Below are 18,121 nucleotides of genomic sequence, written 5' to 3' on the forward strand. Positions count from 1 at the left end.
TAACTCTTTTAAGTATCTTGGCATCCATCGATAAATGTATTGAATATCCTTGTAGCATAATGCAATAAAGAATCCTACTCCCTCTATGGAGCAAGGTGATAAAGTGGCACTCTTCACTTATGAGCAGAAAAATCTTCGCAAATACTATAAAAACAATCTATTTGAACACACCAAAACATCTACCCCCTTTTATACCTGAATAAATTTGCTATTTTTGTGCTGATACAACAGCTATGGGTAACATCAAATGTATGCCTTATATCATAACAACTAAGCGAAAAATGAGATAAAGATTAATTGACAAATGGAGTAAAAAGCAAATTTTTTAGAGTGAATATACATACTCACAATAAGATAAAAGCAGTGTTGTTAAATACGGGAAGAAAATCCCGCAAAATTAGCATATATTATTGCATTTGCGCGGCGACTTCTGCAGCAAAATCCTCGACTTTTTTCTCAATACCCTCGCCCAATTCAAAACGGATATATTGCACAATCTCAATGCTATCATTTAGCTCTTTACCCCTAGATTCTAGCACCTGTGCGATAGTTTTCTTATCATCCATTACATAAAATTGCCCTAGCAATGTCATACGTTGGTCAAGCAAAGTGCTATCAGCCACAAAGCGCTCCATTTGTCCGGGCAAAATTTTATCCCAAATTGCTTCGGGTTTGCCTTGTGTTTTTAAATCCTCGCGCAATTTTTGCTCCTGGGCTTTTAGCACAGATTCTGTCAGTTCATTACGGCTAATGTATTCTGGAATCTTATGCAATGGCTTACCAAGCCTTTTAAGCTCCTCGTTTTCTTTAGTGAGTTCAGCGATAATAGCAACCTTTTCCTTCTGTATAAAGTCATTATCAAACTCTGTGTAGCTCAATACTTGTGGCTTCATCGCCGCTGCGTGCATACAAATACCCTTAGCAAGCTCTACACAAGCAGCTCTTGAGCTATCTTTGGTATATTTCATAGCAATCAACACTCCCACTCGCCCATTTGAATGTACATAGCCATTGATGATACCATTGCCTTGAGCTTCTACGCTCGCTATGCGGCGCACGACAATATTTTCACCAATTTTTGCGATATTTTGCTGGAGATATTCCTCAAATTTCACGCCATTAACACTCATTGTATGTAGCTCTTGTGTGCTTGAAAGTGAATGCTCATACACAATTTTTGCTGTATGAGCTACAAGCTCTTTAAATGTCTCATTTTTTGCCACAAAGTCAGTTTCAGAATTTATCTCAATAATACTTGCCTTACTATAATCACTTGCCACTTCTACGCTTACAATACCTTCACTCGCTACTCTATCGGCTTTTTTAGCGGCTTTGCTTAAACCCTTTTCTCTTAGATACTCTACGGCTTTGTCAATATCGCCATTTGTTTCCACAAGTGCCTTTTTACAGTCCATCATACCCGCATCTGTCATCTCGCGGAGTTGTTTTACAAGCTGTGCTGAAATATCTGCCATATTATTCCTCCTCTTGCATATCTTTGGCGATTTCTTGCGTTACCTCATCAAGTAATGCTTCTTTTTCTTCGTCTGTCACGGGCACACTTTGTACTTCTTGCTCATCTTGTTCGTCTTTATTTTCAGCCCTTCCTTCTAAAATCGCCGCGCTGATTTCCTTACAAAAAAGTTGAATAGAGCGAATCGCATCATCGTTCCCCGGAATAGGATAATCCACCATATCAGGGTCGCAATTTGTATCTAATGGAGCAACTACGGGGATTCCAAGTCTTCTCGCCTCTGCTACGGCGATTTTTTCCTTTGCTGCATCAATAACAAAAATCATATCTGGAGCTTTTTTCATATGGCGCACACCGCCCAGATACTTATCTAACTTTTCTTTTTTGCGTTGTAACATTAATTTTTCTTTTTTAGTGAGCAAATCAATTTGCCCACTGCTTTCCATTTCTTCGATGATTTCAAGTTTGCGCACAGATTTTTTAATCGTGCTAAAGTTTGTAAGCATACCGCCAAGCCAACGATAATTCACATAGGGAGCATTGGTCATTTCTGCATAGGTTTTGAGTGTTTCACTCGCTTGTTTTTTTGTCCCTACAAACATAATCACTTTGCCCTCACTCGCGGCTTCTTTGACAATATTATAAGTATAGCGGAAGTATCGCAAAGTCTTTTGCAAATCGATAATGTGGATATTCTTTCTCACGCCAAAGATAAAACGTTGCATCTTTGGATTCCAACGGCGTGTTTGATGCCCAAAATGTACACCGCATTCAAGTAAATCTTTCATTGTTACCATAGTAGTCTCCTCAAAAGTAATGTGGTTTATCCTCCATACCCCTTAACAAAGCTTAAGCAAAAGCTATTGCAACCTTACAAGGATTGGTATGTGTGAATTTGTCCGCCAAAATCGCCATAAAGCAATCTTTTGCAAAACAAAGGGGGCGATTTTAGCCTCTTTTCTCTAAAGTTTAGCTTATATCTTAAGACTCTATTTCTTTATTGCGGCTATATATTTAAAGATTTAAAAAATTCATAGTTAAGATGATGGAATTTAAACGTTTGCTTAAGCCCAACAAAGTTACAATATATATTTCAAAAAACTTTAACATTAATATACAGGCGGATACCATGGCAGAAAAACATTATACTTTTATGGGAGATACACCAGCACAAGCTCTCAAAAAAGCACAAGAAACTCTGGGTGATGATATTATGCTTGTAGAAAATAAAGAAATTCGAAAAAAATCACTTACTCAATCGAATTTATACGAGATAGTAGTAAAAGTTGATGATGAAAGCATAGAATCCAACAAAGCACAACAAAAACAAGAACAAGATGAAGCTAAAGCACATAGCAATAGTGTGCAAAAAAGACTTGATGAAATTGCAGAAAAAGAAATGGCAAAAAAGCGCAAAAAAGCGCAAAAACCCAAGATTTATGATGAAGTTACCTTACAGCTTTCTGATGCAGTAAAGCAAATCTCACAAATTGCTAATGTCCCAAGCAATATGCCCGAAAATCCAAGGATTCAACCTTCTCCTCGCACTTCTATAACAAATCTTAACAACACAGTCAAAAAAGCAAATATCAATATTGATGAGCGCGCAAACGATAAGATTCAGGACTTACAACAAACGCGCCTAGCTCAAAATATCAATGAAAAACTCGAGCTTAAAGCCATCAAAAACGAGCTAGGCGAACTCAATGACAAAATGAAGATTATTCAAAGTATGCTCTGGGAAGAAAAAAGCCCAAAAAGCGAAGGGATAAATATACCACAAGAGTTTGCAGAGATTTATAGAATTGCTAAGAGCAGTGGTATGAATAAAGAGCATTTAGATACGATTATGCAGCTTTCTTTGGAGCTTATGCCACTAAAAATGCGCTCAAACTCTACAACCATTAAGCGATATTTCCGCGAAGTGCTACGCAAAATGATTTACTGCCGAAGTGAGAACCTCCAAAATAATACTAAAAAAGTTATGATGCTTGTAGGACCTACAGGTGTGGGTAAAACAACCACTCTTGCCAAACTTGCAGCACGTTATTCTTTAATGCTAAATGCTCGCTATCGCGTAGGTGTAATTACCCTTGATACCTATCGCTTAGCAGCCGTGGATCAGCTAATGGCGTATGCACGTATGATGAAACTTAGCATTGATACCGTGATAGAACCTCAAGAGTTTGGTAAGGCGCTGGATTCTCTTAGGCATTGTGATTTTATCCTCATTGATACAGCAGGGCATTCCCAGCACGACCGCCACAAACTACAACTTCTTAAAAGTTATCTCAACAATGATTATAAGATTGATATAAGCCTTGTTTTAGCCGTCAATACAAAATATGAAGATTTGCGCGATACCTATAATGCTTTTAGCGAATTTGATATTGATACTCTTATTTTTAGCAAACTCGATGAAAGCCGCCATTTTGGGAATATGTTTTCACTTGTATATGAAACTAAAAAACCAATTTCCTATCTATCAATTGGGCAGGGTGTGCCTAATGATTTGATATTGGCCGGAAATGACTATTTGGTGGATTGTTTGCTTGATGGATTTAGACGCCCAGAATCTAAGTAGCATAGAGTTATATGGAGGCAAAAATGATACAAAATCAAGCCTATGAACTTCAATCTCTTATACAAAGTCAAGACAAACGTAATTTTAGTGATACAAAATTCATCGCTATCACTTCAGGCAAAGGTGGTGTGGGAAAATCAAGCATAAGTGCGAATCTAGCCTATTGTTTATGGAAATTAAAAAAACGCGTAGCTGTCTTTGACGCGGATATTGGCTTAGCAAACCTTGATTTAATTTTTGGCGTAAAATCGCAAAAAAATATCCTTCACGCCTTACGTGGGGAAGCAAGCTTTCAAGAGATTATTCACCCTATACAAGATGGATTGTATCTTATCCCTGGTGATAATGGTGATGAAATACTCAAATATGCCAATAGCGGGGTATTTGAGCGATTCTTGCAAGAAAGCGATATTCTAGACAATATTGACTATATGATTATTGATACAGGTGCGGGAATTGGAGGTATTACACAAAATTTCTTAAATGCAAGCGATATGGTCGTAGTGGTTACTATGCCTGATCCTTCTGCGCTTACTGATGCATATGCGACTATCAAGCTTAATGCCAAGGTTCGCAATGAAATTTTTATGATTCTTAATATGGTAAAGAGTAATAAAGAATCACAACTTGTCTTTGAACGCATTGAAAATCTTGCACGCAAAAACATTCCCTCTCTCCATCTGTATTTGTTAGGTTTCATTGAGCAAAGCCCAACAATAGCAAAAGCCGTGCGTGCTAGGGAACTTTTTGTCAAAGCAGAGCCATTAAATGCAGTAAGTGGGCAAATTGAAGTTATCGCACATAATCTTGTCTCCAAAATGGAACACAATATGCTTAATTCTCCTCAAAAAAAGCATTTTGCTGATTTTTTAAGGCGGGTGCTTGGCTATCTCTAAAGACAAGTAAGGGTAATAGTAATATATGAAGCCAGATAATTATATGAGTTTTAGCATTGTGGCGGGATTTTTCATAGGACTTGCATTTGCTATTAGTAAATTTGATGAGCCTGAATTTATGGTGCTATGGACAATCATTACAACAATGGGAATTTATCTTATCGTTGCAGTAAGTGTGTCATTATATTTTCGATTTTTGGATTTTGAACGCTCAAGATTAAAAAAACAAAAACTTGAGAATGCTTTAGAATACTATCGACTTGAATTTGATAAACGCGAAAAAGAATCAACTAAGATTCGTAATTTTATTAGAAGTATGGAATCTGGCGATGAAGATATAGAGCCTCAAAATGGTAACGTAAGCTAGGAGAAATATGTGAAAAGCATTAATAAAAATAATGGATACAATCAAACGCTTAAATATGCTCAAGATGAGCTTGCCTTACAATATTTGCCTGCGGTAAAAAGTATGGCATTTCGCCTTAAAGAGAGATTGCCTAGCTCGATTGAAATGGCAGATTTGGTATCCATTGGCACAGAAGAGCTCATTAAGCTTGCACGCAGATATGATAGCAATATCAATGATTCGTTTTGGGGTTTTGCAAAAACGCGGGTTAATGGCGCAATGCTAGATTATTTACGTAGTCTCGATGTTCTCTCCCGTGCTAATCGTAGATTGGTAAAACATATAGATTATGAAATTTCAAAATACTTTAATGATCATCAAGAAGAACCAAGCGATGAGTATTTAGCAAAGATTCTCAATGAAGATGTGGCCAAAATAAAAGAGGCGCGTATAGCTTCTGATGTATACGCACTTGTGCCAATTGATGAGCAATATAATGCTATTTGTGCAGAAAACATCCTCGAAGATGTACAGCACGAAGAGCTTATGGAGATTATCCATAAGGTATTAAAAAAACTCAGTAGCAGGGAGCAAATGGTAATCCAGCTCTACTACTTTGAAGAGCTTAGTCTAAAAGAGATTAGCGAGATTTTAGAAATTACAGAATCCCGCATTTCGCAAATTGCAAAAGAAGTGATTAAGAAGATTCGACAAGCACTAGGAGATATAAATGGCTGATATACTAAGTCAAGAAGAAATTGACGCCCTCTTAGAGGTTGTCGATGATGAGGGCGATACCGCCGAGATAGAAAAGCAGGATATCACACATCAAAAGCAAGTTACACTTTATGACTTCAAACGTCCCAATCGTGTGAGCAAAGAGCAGCTTCGCGCATTTAAGTCAATCCACGATAAAATGGCACGTAGCCTTTCATCGCAAGTTTCTGCGGTAATGCGGAGTATTGTGGAGATTCAGCTTCATAGTGTGGATCAAATGACGTATGGGGAATTTTTGATGAGTTTGCCCTCACCCACGAGCTTTAATATTTTTTCAATGAAGCCACTGGAAGGGGCGGCAATTTTAGAAATAAATCCTAGCATTGCCTTCCCTATGATTGATAGGCTTTTAGGCGGGAAGGGCGACCCTTATGAAAATTCCCGTGAATTTAGTGATATTGAGCTCAATCTCCTTGATACCCTCTTGCGGCAAATTATGCAGAATCTTAAAGAGGCGTGGGCATCAATAACAGAAATTTATCCCTCCGTAGATGCTAAAGAATCTAGCCCTAATGTCGTGCAAATCGTAGCACAAAACGAAATTGTGATTATGGTGGTGATGGAAATTATCATCGGGCATAGTAGCGGTATGATGAGCCTTTGCTATCCTGTGATTTCCCTAGAAACAGTGCTTTCGCGTTTAGCAAGTCGTGATTTAATGCTCAGCGATACAAGCTCAAAGAAAAGCCGCAACAAAGAGCTTCAAGCCTTGATTGCTGGGGCGAATGTCATTGTTAGTGGATATTTGGGGAATGCTACGCTCACATTAAAAGAAGTCTTGGATTTACAAGTAGGTGATATTGTGCGGCTTGATAGGGCGGCTGATGATACGATACTTGTTTCTGTTGATGGGCGTGAAAGATATATAGCGACTATTGGATTGCAACGTTACCGCAAAACCCTGCAGATTCAAGAGGTTATCAAAACAGAAAAAGACCAAGTCAAAGAAGTGCTTGAAATGCTTGAAGCACAACGTAAAAATAGAATAGCCGATATCGCAGAGGAGGGAGAATGAAAGCATTTATAGATTTAATTATCGCTGAAACGACTGCCACTATTGAGGGTTTGATGGGCAAAACACCCAATGTAACACACACAAGCGATAGCGATGTAAGCCTTGAGAATCTCCCTGCGTCCTATGCAATAAGCTACATCACAGTAAGCGGTGATGGGAATGGCGAACTTGGTATGATTGTACCTGTAGAAATGGCAACAGCGCTCGCTGATATGATGCTTGGCGGTGATGGAGAAGCAAAAAATGAAATGAGCGATGATGATTTAGATGCGATAAAAGAAATTAGCTCTAATATTTTTGGTGCTATCTCCACATCACTTAATGCACAAAAAGAACTGCCAAAGCTTAATTTTAACTGCACCAATATTGAATTTATCACTCAAGATATAGAACTATCTCGCTTTAATAAAGCCTATGTTTTTAACTTTTTATTAGAACCTATTCAATCAAGTTTTATCGTTTTGGCAAATGCAGATTTTGCAAACTTATTTGAAACCAATACTCGGCAGAGTGCGCAAGATACAAATACAGAATCTACCTCCGCACAAACTAATCATATACTTTCACCCACAGAATTTAAAAATATTAATATGATTTTAGACGTGCGCCTCAATGTCAAAGTGCGTATTGGGCAAAAACGAATGCTCCTTAAAGATGTGATAGCAATGGACATTGGGAGTGTGATAGAGCTTAATCAACTCGCTAATGATCCATTAGAAATTCTTGTTGATGATAAGGTGATTGCTAAAGGAGAGGTGGTGATTGTCGATGGGAACTTTGGAATACAGATTACTGACATTGGCACTAAGCGCGATAGACTAGAGCAGCTAAGAGGCTAGCAAATCACTGACAAACTAGCCGATAAACGAGAGTTTATACCCAGCTCCTTTAAAACAAAGACAACCTTTTATTTTAAAATCTTTCTTACCTAAACTTAAACTTTAAGAAAATAATCTTACTCAATTGCCCGCTTACCCCTACTAAGATAAATCTTACAAAACAATGCAAAAAATCTTTTTTGATTTACTCATTATGTTAAAGAGCGCTCCATTCGCGCCTATACTCATCTCTACATTATAAGTAGGCTTTAAAGGATATGCCTATATTCTCCCCTTTACCTCCATCACTCGCTTTTTGGCAAACTTAAAATATGCCTCCTCAATCTCAAATCCTATAAATCTGCGCTTGTTTTGCAATGCCGCAAGTGCTGTCGCACCAGAGCCGCAAAAGGGGTCAAGCACGAGATGGTTTTCTTGCGTAAAAAGGCGGATAAGATGAGAGAGGAGCTTTATAGGCTTAGGGGTTAGATGAGGGGTTTTTGCTTTGCTTTCACTTTTGCGACTGTGCTTTGAGACTTCCATCACATTACCCGGAAATTTACCATCTAAACTTGCTTTTGTGTCAATTAATCCTAGCTTATATTCCTGCCAATTTTGCAAAAAAGTGCCGTTTTTGGGCTTTTGTGCCATTACCATAGGTTCAATTTGTGGCTTTAACTGCGGAGTTTTGTATCCCTCTAGCTCTGCTATTAATGCCGCCTTTTGTGCCGCACTTAAATGCTTATCTTTTTTGATAAAATGGCTCTGTGAGAATGCCTTTGCCTGTCCCTCATATTTCCACACGAGCATATCGCGGATTTCAAATCCCGCTACATCGATACTCATCGCCATTGCGTGATAGAGCCTTGCTTGTGAAAAGACAATGCAGAATCCTCCGGGCTTTAAGATTCTATAAAATTCCTTAGCGATAGGATTCATAAATGCCTGTAATCTTGTGCTTTGATTCTTATCAAACTTCATTCCCACAGGTAGCCCGCCAATCACTCCAGATTTTAAAGCCTTGTTTTTAAGATTTTTATCATTCCATTCACTTCCCATTCCGTCAATAAAATAAGGTGGGTCAGTGATGATACAATCAATAGAATTTTCTGCAAGTTCTTTTAAGGCTATGCGACAATCTTTGCAATAAATTTGACAATTTTCATCTATCAATTCTAAATTCTCAAATATTTTTGTCATCACCTCTCCTTATTTTTCATTAAATATACCATTTTGCTTTTACAAAATTCTTTTTATTAAAAACTGCTATTTTCAAGCACTTTCAAAGTGCGGTAGTTGCTTTGAGTTTTGTTAAAATCGTATTAAGCAACATTGGCTACATCACCTTAAAATCACAAAATTTGTGCAACCATTTAATATTATAATAAATATAGTTTTAACTTAATAATATAAATAATATATTTAATTAAAGATAGCAACAAAAGACACAAAAAGCAAAAAACTAGAAGTTATCTTCGTGTATAGATTAAATCTGTCATACCATTATATGAGCGTGTACTAAGCAATCTTAGCCTAATCTCATATTTTGTATTTTCAAAAAGCCTAATACCTGAACCCAAAATTGTGGGAATGATTGTAATATAATAATAATCAATCAAATCCTCCCTCACCAACTGCTGAATGAGATTTGCGCCACCACATATCCAAACATCTTTTCCATCTTCTTCTCGCAGTTTCTTTACCAACTCAACAGGACTTTCATCAGTAAAACAGATATTATCACAAGATACACATTTCTTGTGCGTTATGACATAGCTTATAAACTCATCATAAACCCATTTTTCGGCGGAAAGTTCAGTAATGATGTGATAATATGTATTCCACCCCATCAAAATAGTATCAATATCTTTCACAAAGCTAGAATATGAATCGATATTCTCATCATCATTGCCCTGTCCAACTAGCCAATCAACACCGCCTTTGCTATCTGCAATATATCCATCAAGGCTCATCGCAATAAATAAACGGATTTTTCTCATTTGCATATCTCTCCAAATCCTAATTCCGCTCTATTTCAGCTTAAAAATTGCTTCTTTCAGGTATATAAAGCTTCCCCGATCAATAGTTTGTTTAGTATTTAAATGCGTTTACATTCTTATCAATTTAACTTTTTCTTTTTGCTTATTATATCCTTTTGCTTTTATAAAATTCTTTTACAAATTTATCTCAATATACTTGCCCGCTTCTTTGATACTTAAAAACTGAAAGGGAATCTTTGTATTTTTGCAAAAATGCGCTTATCCATTGTGGGTTATACTTACTAAAATCACACAAAGCCCAGCCAATAACCTTATTGATGAAAGGTTCCTTGTGATTGAGATTATTTATTATGATAGATTCTAAAAGTTGCGTATTTGTGCGCTCTTTGCGTAAAAGTTGGTGCAAAATAGCTATGCGCCTTAACCAGATATTACTATCCTTTGAGTATTCTAGCAATGTTGCATTCACACTTTCATCTTGCAAATCCTTAAAATAACCCCTTGAAATGCTTTTCTTAGCTTACTTTGTATATCTAAAAATACAAATTGACTTTTCATTTTAACCATTAGGGCTGCAATTTGTGGGTTTTGATGAGCTTTAAAGATGCTTAAAAGGGCGTTTATCAAGATTCATTGCTTATCAAATTCCTTATAATTTTTTCAAGATTATATCAACTTTGTTTTTATAAAATACTAATTATTTTAAGGAAAATTTAATGCAAAATCTAGCTTTAAATCCAAACAATCAAGATTTAAAAAACCTCGATTTAGCACATATTTGGCATCCTTGCACCCAGATGAAAGACCACGAAAATATCCCGCTAATCCCTATCAAAAAAGCAGACGGAATGTATTTGTATGATTTTGATGGGGCAAGGTATATGGATTGCGTAAGCTCGTGGTGGGTCAATCTTTTCGGGCATTGCAACGCACAAATCGCAGCAGCGATCAAAAGTCAAGTTGATGAATTAGCTCATATTATCTTAGCAGGATTCTCACACGAGCCTATTATTCGCCTTTCTCAAAGGCTTTGCAAGCTTACAAACTTTGATAAATGCTTTTATGCGGATAATGGCTCAAGTGCGATTGAAGTAGCGCTGAAAATGAGTTTTCACTATCATCTTAACACAAGCAAAAAGAAAAATAAATTCCTAGCGCTTAGCAATGCCTATCACGGTGAGACTTTGGGGGCTTTAAGCGTAGGTGATGTGAGTTTGTATAAGGATACTTATGCACCCTTGCTTTTAGAGTGCCTGACAACGCCCATGCCAAGCGGAGAGGACTTTGAAAAAGAGCTTAAAGCCTTAGAATCTATACTTCAAACACGCGCGGAGGAGCTTTGTGCCTTTATCTTAGAGCCTTTGATTCAATGTGCAGGAAATATGAATATGTATAGTGCGGCTTTTATCGATGAGGCGATTAAATTATGCCATCAATTTGGGGTGCAAGTGATTTTTGATGAAATCGCTGTGGGCTTTGGACGCAGTGGCAGTATGTTTGCAATGGAGCAATGCAGGGAAAAACCAGATTTTTTATGTCTCTCTAAAGGCATTACGGGCGGATTTTTACCTTTGTCTGTGGTACTAGTAAAAGATGAAATATATAATGCCTTTTATGCAGAATATGAAAGCAATAAAGCCTTTTTGCATTCACACTCTTATACGGGCAATGCCTTAGCGTGTAGTGCGGCAAATGCGGTGCTCGATATTTTTGAAATGCAAAATGTGGTGGCAAAAAATAAGGAAATGTCAAAATATATCGCCGATGAATTTCAATCTTTAAAAGATTTTCATTTTTTAGGAAATTTTCGCCAAAAGGGAATGATATATGCCTTTGATATTTTGCAAAGCCCTTACAAAAGAGCGGGGCTTGAGGTGTTTAAAAGGGCTTTAAAAAAGGAGCTTTTATTGCGTCCGCTTGGAAATACGATTTATTTTATGCCTCCTTATATCATCACTAAAGAGCAGGTGCGCTATGTGAGGGAGAGCTTGGAAGCAATATTTAGGGGGTTTAAAACTCAACTTTTATAGATTTCACCTATTTTTAAGAAATCTAAAAAATAAAATTCTCTTAAATGCAATGCAGCTTCTTCTTACTGATTATAGCTAAAGTCTCTTATCCCCATATTCTAATTTATAAAGAATAATTATTATCGCTTCAAGCTATTGACCGTTTGCAGCATAGAATCTGCAGTTTGAATCGTTTTTGAATTTGCTTCGTAGGCTCTTTGCCCGGTAATTAAATCTGTCATTTCTTCAACCAACTTTACATTGCTGATTTCTAAAAATCCCTGTCTTAATTGCCCAAAGCCATCGAGTCCTGCTACTCCAGCTATGGGATCGCCTGAAGCATTGGTATTAATAAATAAATTGTCACCCAAAGAGTGTAAACCCGCAGGGTTAATGAAATTTACAATTTCAATTTGTCCTAAAATATTCACTTCCGTTTCATTCCCCTCAACCACACTCACCGTCCCATCAGTGCCAATATTGATTTGTGTCGCTCCCTCAGGTATAGTAATTTCAGGTATTAAACGATAACCATCGGCATTGACTACATTGCCTTCATTATCAAGCTTAAAACTCCCTGCACGTGTATAGGCAATATTCCCATCAGGAAGCTCGATTTGGAAGAATCCATTGCCTTGAATGGCAATATCAAGATTGTTTTCTGTCTCTTTTGGGTGCCCTTGAGAAAACATCTTTTGAATTGCCACAGGACGTACACCAATGCCTACCTCAATACCTGTGGGAGAGATAGTCGTCTCGCTCGTGCTTGTGCCTGCATATTGCAACACTTGATAAAACAAATCGGCAAATTCCGCCCTCTGCTTTTTGTAGCCAGTGGTATTGACATTGGCGATATTATTTGATGTCGTATCGATTTGTAACTGCTGCCCTAGCATACCTGTGGTGGCAGTATAGAGAGACCTCATCATTGTGCTATCCTTTGCATTTAGAATCTTGTGCGTTTTTATGCATATCTTTAAAGCAAATGTGATTCCATAAAATATATTTTCTAATTTTCTAAGCTCTATCAAGTTAGAATACCTTTAATTTTTTAGATGAACAATAGGGCAAGGAGAAATATGCTCATTACTACACTTTATGTGATTGCCATCACAGCTGAAGGTATGACAGGCGCACTTGCCGCAGGAAAGCATAAAATGGACCTTTTTGGCGTGATGTTTATCGCGCTTGTTACGGCTATTGGCGGAGGCTCTATTCGTGATATTCTATTGGAGCATTATCCGCTCACTTGGGTGGCTCACCCTCAATATATTGTGCTTATTTGTGTTGCTGCACTACTTACGACAAAAGTCCCCCGCGTAGTGGCACGTTCAGAAAATGTATTTTTAACACTCGATGCAGTGGGGTTGGTTGTCTTTAGCATTTTGGGCGCACAGGTGGCTATTGATAAGGGTTATGGCTTTATTATCGCGGTCAGCGCGGCGGTGATCACAGGAGTGTTTGGCGGGATTTTACGTGATATTTTATGTATGCGGATTCCCCTTGTGTTTCAAAAAGAAATTTACGCAGGAATTGCCATTATCGCTGGAGCGATTTATTACGCACTGCTTGAATATATTAAACTTGATATAATGCTTGCAACACTCATTACCTTAGCTATTGGTGTGAGTGCAAGACTACTCGCAATTTTTTATAAGCTCTCTTTGCCTGTATTTACTTATAGCGAGGAAGAAGACAAGGACACAAATAAGCCCTTATGATACTTTTAGATTCTTTTTATACAATGCTATTTTTAGTTTGTTTCATTAGAGGATAAATAATGAATTCTACCGCCCTAGCCTTGAAATACCGCCCTACTTGCTTTAGTGATTTAATAGGGCAAAATGCCATTTCTCAAACGCTCTCCTTAGCATTAGATTCTAAGCATATCTCTCACGCATATCTTTTTAGTGGGCTTCGCGGAAGTGGCAAGACGAGTTCAGCGAGAATCTTCGCCCGTGCCTTGCAGTGCGAAAGCGGACCTACAAGCACGCCTTGTGGCACTTGCGCGAGCTGTGTAGCGGCATTGCAAAACAGACATATAGATATTATAGAAATGGACGCAGCAAGTTCGAGGGGGATTGATGATATTAAGCGTGTAATCGAGCAGACAAAATACAGCCCGAGCTTTGCACGATATAAGATTTTTATCATCGATGAGGTGCATATGCTAAGCAAAGAGGCTTTTAACGCCTTACTTAAGACACTTGAAGAACCACCAGAATTTGTAAAGTTTATCCTTGCTACTACCGACCCATTGAAGCTTCCAGCAACTATTCTAAGTCGCACACAGCATTTTAGATTTAAACAAATCCCTCACAGACTTGTCATAGAACATATTAGCAACATTCTTAACAAAGAGGGCGTAAGTTATGAGGCACAAGCCCTTGATATTATCGCACGTAGTGGGGCGGGAAGTTTGCGCGATACTCTTACCTTACTAGACCAAGCCATTATATTTTGCAAAAATCACATTGAAGTAGCAGCCATAAGTGAGATGCTAGGCGTGGTAGATCCGCAGGTATTGGGGGATTACTTCTTAAGTATCGTACATAAAGATGAGGCAAAAACGCATGGCATACTTGAGATGCTCTTTGAATATGAATGCGAAATGATACTTGATGAGATGATGCTGTTTTTAAAAGATAAATTATTGCAAAAAGATAACGATTTCCCGCCATTGCTCCTTGATAGATTTGCAAGGATTTTGAGCGAATCTAAAAGCCTCTTAAGCCTTAATACCGATGGTGTGTTCGTGCTGCTTTTATGCACACTCAAAATGCAAGAAGCAATGAAAGTAAAAGATATAGAATCTATGATAGAAGAGCTTGAAAATGAGCTTTTTGGACAGCAAGATGCCACTCATATACAAAATAGACAAAACCCCTTAAGTCCTTCAATCCCGCATACATCTCCTACTAGCCCCACCCCTATGGCAAATACAACCAATACTATAACACCTACTCCCGCTCAAATACCCCCTGCCACAACAGCCCCACTTAGTGCAAAAATGCGTTTTGATACATTGATTACCAAACTCAAAGACCGCAATGAGCAATTAGGCGTAGCATTTGAGCACAATGTCCGCTTTGTCGAATTTATAGAATCTAGCCATCTTTTGCGTTGGCAGAGTGTAGCACAAGGTGCAGATAAGGCACTTTTAAAAGAGCATAGCAAAATTGTTTTTTCTCTTGTTCGGGCTGTTTTTGGTGATGGCACACAAATCGAGCAAGTTACCACACAAGAGCCTCTTTCGCAAGATACCACCCACACCTCCCAATCTCCCACTCCATCTTTAGAATCCACTACAAATACTATGAATACAGATATAGCACAGCCTACTTCAATCCCTCACACACAGTCATTAGCAGCACCCACACCAAATATTCCAAATGATGCACAATCCACAGAAACACAAAATGTGTCTTCAAGCGATTCTAAACAAGCCTTCTTAAATCAAAATAAAGATTTGATAATGGCTATCAATGAAAGCGTGGGGATTAAAAAAGTAATCACAAAGGATTTGTTGTGAATGAGGTTACTTTAGCAGAAGATGAACTCCATATATTGTGCCAAGAATTAAAAAATATATTACAAGATAGGTATGTTGTGCTTTTACAAGGTGATATAGGCAGTGGAAAAACTACTCTTGTGCGCCATTTCGTAGAATCTTTTGATACTACTACACGAGTAAATTCCCCTACCTTTAGCCTCTCTCTTGCTTATGACAATCCGCACTATGGTGTAATTTACCATTATGATATGTATCGCAAATCCCTGCGAGAAATGCTTGAACTAGGCTTGCTTGATATGCTTATGCAGGAAGGATTACATTTTATCGAATGGGGCGATGAAAACTTAGGGCAAATACTAAAACAAAATGGTTTTCAAGTAATCTTCATTCACATTACACCCACACCTTCACATCACAGAATCTATGAGGTGAGCCATGAATAAATTATCAGCACAAAATCTAAGCAAACATATTAAAAAAACTAAAATTGTGCAAGATATTTCTTTGGAAGTTAATAGTGGCGAGGTTGTGGGGCTTTTAGGTCCTAATGGTGCAGGGAAAACAACTACATTTTATATGATATGTGGGCTTTTGCACCCAAGTGCGGGTAAAGTTTTGCTTAATCACACAGACATTACCAATCTCCCCTTGCACCAACGCTCTAATCTAGGTATAGGCTATCTCCCACAAGAATCAAGTATTTTTAAAGATTTAAGTGTGGAAGAAAACCTTATTTTAGCTGCTGAAATTAGCATTAAAGGTGTGAAAAATAGGCAAATAAAAATTGAAAATATGCTCGCAGAATTTAATATCGAGCCTATCCGCGCCAGAAAAGGCATAAGTCTAAGTGGTGGAGAGAGAAGACGTGTAGAAATTGCTCGTGCTTTAGTCAAAGACCCAAAATTTATTTTGCTTGATGAGCCTTTTGCAGGAGTAGATCCCCGCGCAGTAAGTGATATACAAAATATTATTCTAAAGCTCACTGAACTTGGCATAGGGGTGCTTATCACCGACCATAATGTGCGTGAAACACTCTCTGTCTGTTCTCGCACTTATGTTATTAAAGGTGGTGCGTTATTAGCAAGTGGCAATGCAGAGGAAATTTATGCGAATGAATTAGTGAAAAAATATTATCTAGGAGAGCATTTCAAAGTATGAGTGTAGGTGGTAGGTTAAAAAATAAACCCAATGTTAAAACACGGCTTTCTACAACGCTGAAAAGTTGGCTACCTATCTTACAAAGTGGGCTAACAGAACTTGAAGAGACTTTAAACAATGTAGTGGAAGAAAATCCTTATGCCAATGTGCAAAGCCAAATAACACATAGCTTGCAAGGCAAAAATCGCCGAGTATCTCAAAACCATACGCCTACTTCAAATGATAATTTTGAATCTACCCATATTAGTGAAAAAAGCCTTTATGAGGTGCTTGAGGAACAAATTGATTCTGTGCTTTTTCCCACAGAAATTTCACGTAAAATTGCCTTTAAAATTCTTGAAAATCTCAATGATGAGGGCTATTTAGACGTAGCTGTGGGTGAGATTGCCATAGATTTGGGCATAGATGAATATGAGGTTGAGCGCATAAGACAGAGGTTTGCCTATCTAGAACCTTATGGTGTGGGAGCGAAGGATATTATAGAATCCTTTCTCTTTCAACTTGATAACACCGATTTAGAAGGGGAGAGCTATGAGTTGGCTCGATCTATCATACGTGATTTACACTGCCATAATAAATATAAGAATCACAGCTCCTATAATGAAGTGATGAAAACAATTAAGACTTTTAAAAATCCCCCTGCTATTGAATTTGGCGCAAGAGAAAGCGAAGTAATACCTGATATTTTCATTTTTGAACGCACCAAAAGTGATAGTCTTAAAAATACTGCCTATGAGCTTGAAGTTTCCATCAATGACAGCTACTATCCTAAGATTCTTATTGAAGAAAATATTAAAAGCACAAAAGATAAAGCGGGTGCGGAGTTTTTGAAAACAAAGCTTAAGGAAGCAAAAGATTTAGTCGATGCACTCGATATGCGCAAGGCTACGATTCTTAAAATCGCTATTGCTTTGAGGGAAAATCAATATGATTTTTTTATGGGTGGGGAGATTCGCCCTATGAAGCTAAAAGATATAGCCCAAGACTTAGGCTATGCCCCTAGCACGATCTCACGTGCGATTGCAAACAAATATCTTGAATGCGATAGGGGGATTTTCCCTATCAAAAGCTTCTTTACTGCAGCTATTGATGGGGATACTTCTAATGCATCTATTAAGGATTTCATTTTAAATCTTGTCAAAAATGAAGATAGAAAAAAGCCTTTAAGTGATTTGAAGATTCTTAAAATGGTAGAGGAAAAGTTTGAGCTTAAAATGGTGCGGCGCACGATTACTAAATACCGCCAGCAGCTTGATATAGCAAGCTCTAATGAACGCAAAAGACTCTATGAAATGAGTGTATAATACAGAACGAGCAAGACTACACGGTAGCTTTAGCTACAACAGCGCAGCCATAATAGTTAGAAACTAAGCCTTCAAAACAAAACTATACTTTCTTTCTTATTAAGATTAAATAACTCTGTCCCTGAAACATTTTAGACTATTCTAAATATTTCGCTTTTTTAAGAATACTAAAAGCTGCAAAAATGAGTAAAATTCACAAAAAATAAATTATTTTTTTACTTTTTAA

At 37.6% G+C, this 18,121-nt stretch carries 18 protein-coding genes; 12 read left to right on the forward strand and 6 right to left on the reverse strand.

The genetic code is table 11. The features are described from left to right. Window positions 1–407: 407 nt before the first annotated feature. Window positions 408–1,475, reverse strand: coding sequence for a translation elongation factor Ts (tsf, locus tag QZ289_RS00320; protein WP_295697847.1), 1,068 nt, complete (start codon window positions 1,473–1,475; stop codon window positions 408–410). Window position 1,476: 1 nt separating this feature from the next. Then, on the reverse strand, window positions 1,477–2,271 hold the full coding sequence (rpsB, locus tag QZ289_RS00325) for a 30S ribosomal protein S2 (RefSeq protein ID WP_295697850.1): 795 nt from the start codon (window positions 2,269–2,271) through the stop codon (window positions 1,477–1,479). Window positions 2,272–2,603: 332 nt separating this feature from the next. Between rpsB and flhF the strand changes: the two genes are divergently transcribed. The 6 genes from flhF to fliY are packed head-to-tail and all read left to right on the forward strand — an operon-like array spanning window position 2,604 to window position 7,931. Further along, complete coding sequence (gene flhF, locus QZ289_RS00330) at window positions 2,604–4,058, forward strand: flagellar biosynthesis protein FlhF (RefSeq protein WP_295697852.1); 1,455 nt, start codon at window positions 2,604–2,606, stop codon at window positions 4,056–4,058. A 23-nt stretch (window positions 4,059–4,081) separates the two neighbouring features. Then, on the forward strand, window positions 4,082–4,954 hold the full coding sequence (locus QZ289_RS00335; protein ID WP_295697854.1) for a MinD/ParA family protein: 873 nt from the start codon (window positions 4,082–4,084) through the stop codon (window positions 4,952–4,954). Between the two features lie 25 nt (window positions 4,955–4,979). Further along, window positions 4,980–5,321, forward strand: a complete 342-nt coding sequence (locus QZ289_RS00340; protein WP_295697856.1) for a hypothetical protein — start codon at window positions 4,980–4,982, stop codon at window positions 5,319–5,321. A gap of 9 nt (window positions 5,322–5,330) precedes the next feature. Continuing rightward, window positions 5,331–6,038 carry an RNA polymerase sigma factor FliA gene (locus QZ289_RS00345; protein WP_295697857.1) on the forward strand — a complete coding sequence of 236 codons (708 nt, stop codon included), beginning with the start codon at window positions 5,331–5,333 and terminating at the stop codon, window positions 6,036–6,038. Then, complete coding sequence (gene fliM / locus QZ289_RS00350) at window positions 6,031–7,092, forward strand: flagellar motor switch protein FliM (RefSeq protein WP_295697859.1); 1,062 nt, start codon at window positions 6,031–6,033, stop codon at window positions 7,090–7,092. Before QZ289_RS00345 ends, fliM begins: the two co-directional genes overlap by 8 nt. Further along, complete coding sequence (gene fliY, locus QZ289_RS00355; protein ID WP_295697862.1) at window positions 7,089–7,931, forward strand: flagellar motor switch protein FliY; 843 nt, start codon at window positions 7,089–7,091, stop codon at window positions 7,929–7,931. Before fliM ends, fliY begins: the two co-directional genes overlap by 4 nt. A 261-nt stretch (window positions 7,932–8,192) precedes the next feature. Here fliY and QZ289_RS00360 read toward each other — a convergent pair whose 3' ends face one another. The 3 genes from QZ289_RS00360 to QZ289_RS00370 form a co-directional block, all read right to left on the reverse strand. Beyond that, window positions 8,193–9,110, reverse strand: a complete 918-nt coding sequence (locus QZ289_RS00360; protein WP_295697865.1) for a site-specific DNA-methyltransferase — start codon at window positions 9,108–9,110, stop codon at window positions 8,193–8,195. A gap of 269 nt (window positions 9,111–9,379) precedes the next feature. Further along, window positions 9,380–9,910 carry a dihydrofolate reductase family protein gene (locus QZ289_RS00365; RefSeq protein ID WP_300717259.1) on the reverse strand — a complete coding sequence of 177 codons (531 nt, stop codon included), beginning with the start codon at window positions 9,908–9,910 and terminating at the stop codon, window positions 9,380–9,382. A gap of 187 nt (window positions 9,911–10,097) precedes the next feature. Then, the gene (locus tag QZ289_RS00370) at window positions 10,098–10,394 is read right to left on the reverse strand and encodes a DNA alkylation repair protein (protein ID WP_295697869.1); all 297 of its coding nucleotides are present in this window, start codon (window positions 10,392–10,394) and stop codon (window positions 10,098–10,100) included. A gap of 232 nt (window positions 10,395–10,626) precedes the next feature. Between QZ289_RS00370 and QZ289_RS00375 the strand changes: the two genes are divergently transcribed. Then, on the forward strand, window positions 10,627–11,940 hold the full coding sequence (locus QZ289_RS00375; protein WP_295697872.1) for an adenosylmethionine--8-amino-7-oxononanoate transaminase: 1,314 nt from the start codon (window positions 10,627–10,629) through the stop codon (window positions 11,938–11,940). 119 nt (window positions 11,941–12,059) lie between these two features. Here the strand turns inward: QZ289_RS00375 and flgG are convergent, their stop codons facing one another. Further along, window positions 12,060–12,848 (reverse strand): flagellar basal-body rod protein FlgG, encoded by a 789-nt coding sequence (flgG, locus tag QZ289_RS00380; protein ID WP_295697874.1) that lies wholly within the window; start codon window positions 12,846–12,848, stop codon window positions 12,060–12,062. 150 nt (window positions 12,849–12,998) lie between these two features. Here flgG and QZ289_RS00385 point away from each other — a divergent pair, with 150 nt between their 5' ends. The 5 genes from QZ289_RS00385 to QZ289_RS00405 are packed head-to-tail and all read left to right on the forward strand — an operon-like array spanning window position 12,999 to window position 17,895. Further along, on the forward strand, window positions 12,999–13,640 hold the full coding sequence (locus QZ289_RS00385) for a trimeric intracellular cation channel family protein (protein ID WP_295697877.1): 642 nt from the start codon (window positions 12,999–13,001) through the stop codon (window positions 13,638–13,640). Window positions 13,641–13,699: 59 nt separating this feature from the next. Continuing rightward, window positions 13,700–15,451 (forward strand): DNA polymerase III subunit gamma/tau, encoded by a 1,752-nt coding sequence (locus QZ289_RS00390; protein WP_295697880.1) that lies wholly within the window; start codon window positions 13,700–13,702, stop codon window positions 15,449–15,451. After that, window positions 15,448–15,876, forward strand: coding sequence for a tRNA (adenosine(37)-N6)-threonylcarbamoyltransferase complex ATPase subunit type 1 TsaE (gene tsaE, locus QZ289_RS00395; RefSeq protein WP_295697883.1), 429 nt, complete (start codon window positions 15,448–15,450; stop codon window positions 15,874–15,876). Before QZ289_RS00390 ends, tsaE begins: the two co-directional genes overlap by 4 nt. Then, window positions 15,869–16,591, forward strand: a complete 723-nt coding sequence (lptB, locus tag QZ289_RS00400; protein ID WP_295697886.1) for an LPS export ABC transporter ATP-binding protein — start codon at window positions 15,869–15,871, stop codon at window positions 16,589–16,591. The genes tsaE and lptB overlap by 8 nt, the downstream gene beginning before the upstream one ends. Beyond that, window positions 16,588–17,895 carry an RNA polymerase factor sigma-54 gene (locus QZ289_RS00405; protein WP_295697888.1) on the forward strand — a complete coding sequence of 436 codons (1,308 nt, stop codon included), beginning with the start codon at window positions 16,588–16,590 and terminating at the stop codon, window positions 17,893–17,895. The genes lptB and QZ289_RS00405 overlap by 4 nt, the downstream gene beginning before the upstream one ends. Window positions 17,896–18,121 lie beyond the last annotated feature (226 nt).

Source organism: uncultured Helicobacter sp. (assembly GCF_910577135.1).
Taxonomy (GTDB): domain Bacteria; phylum Campylobacterota; class Campylobacteria; order Campylobacterales; family Helicobacteraceae; genus Helicobacter_C; species Helicobacter_C mastomyrinus.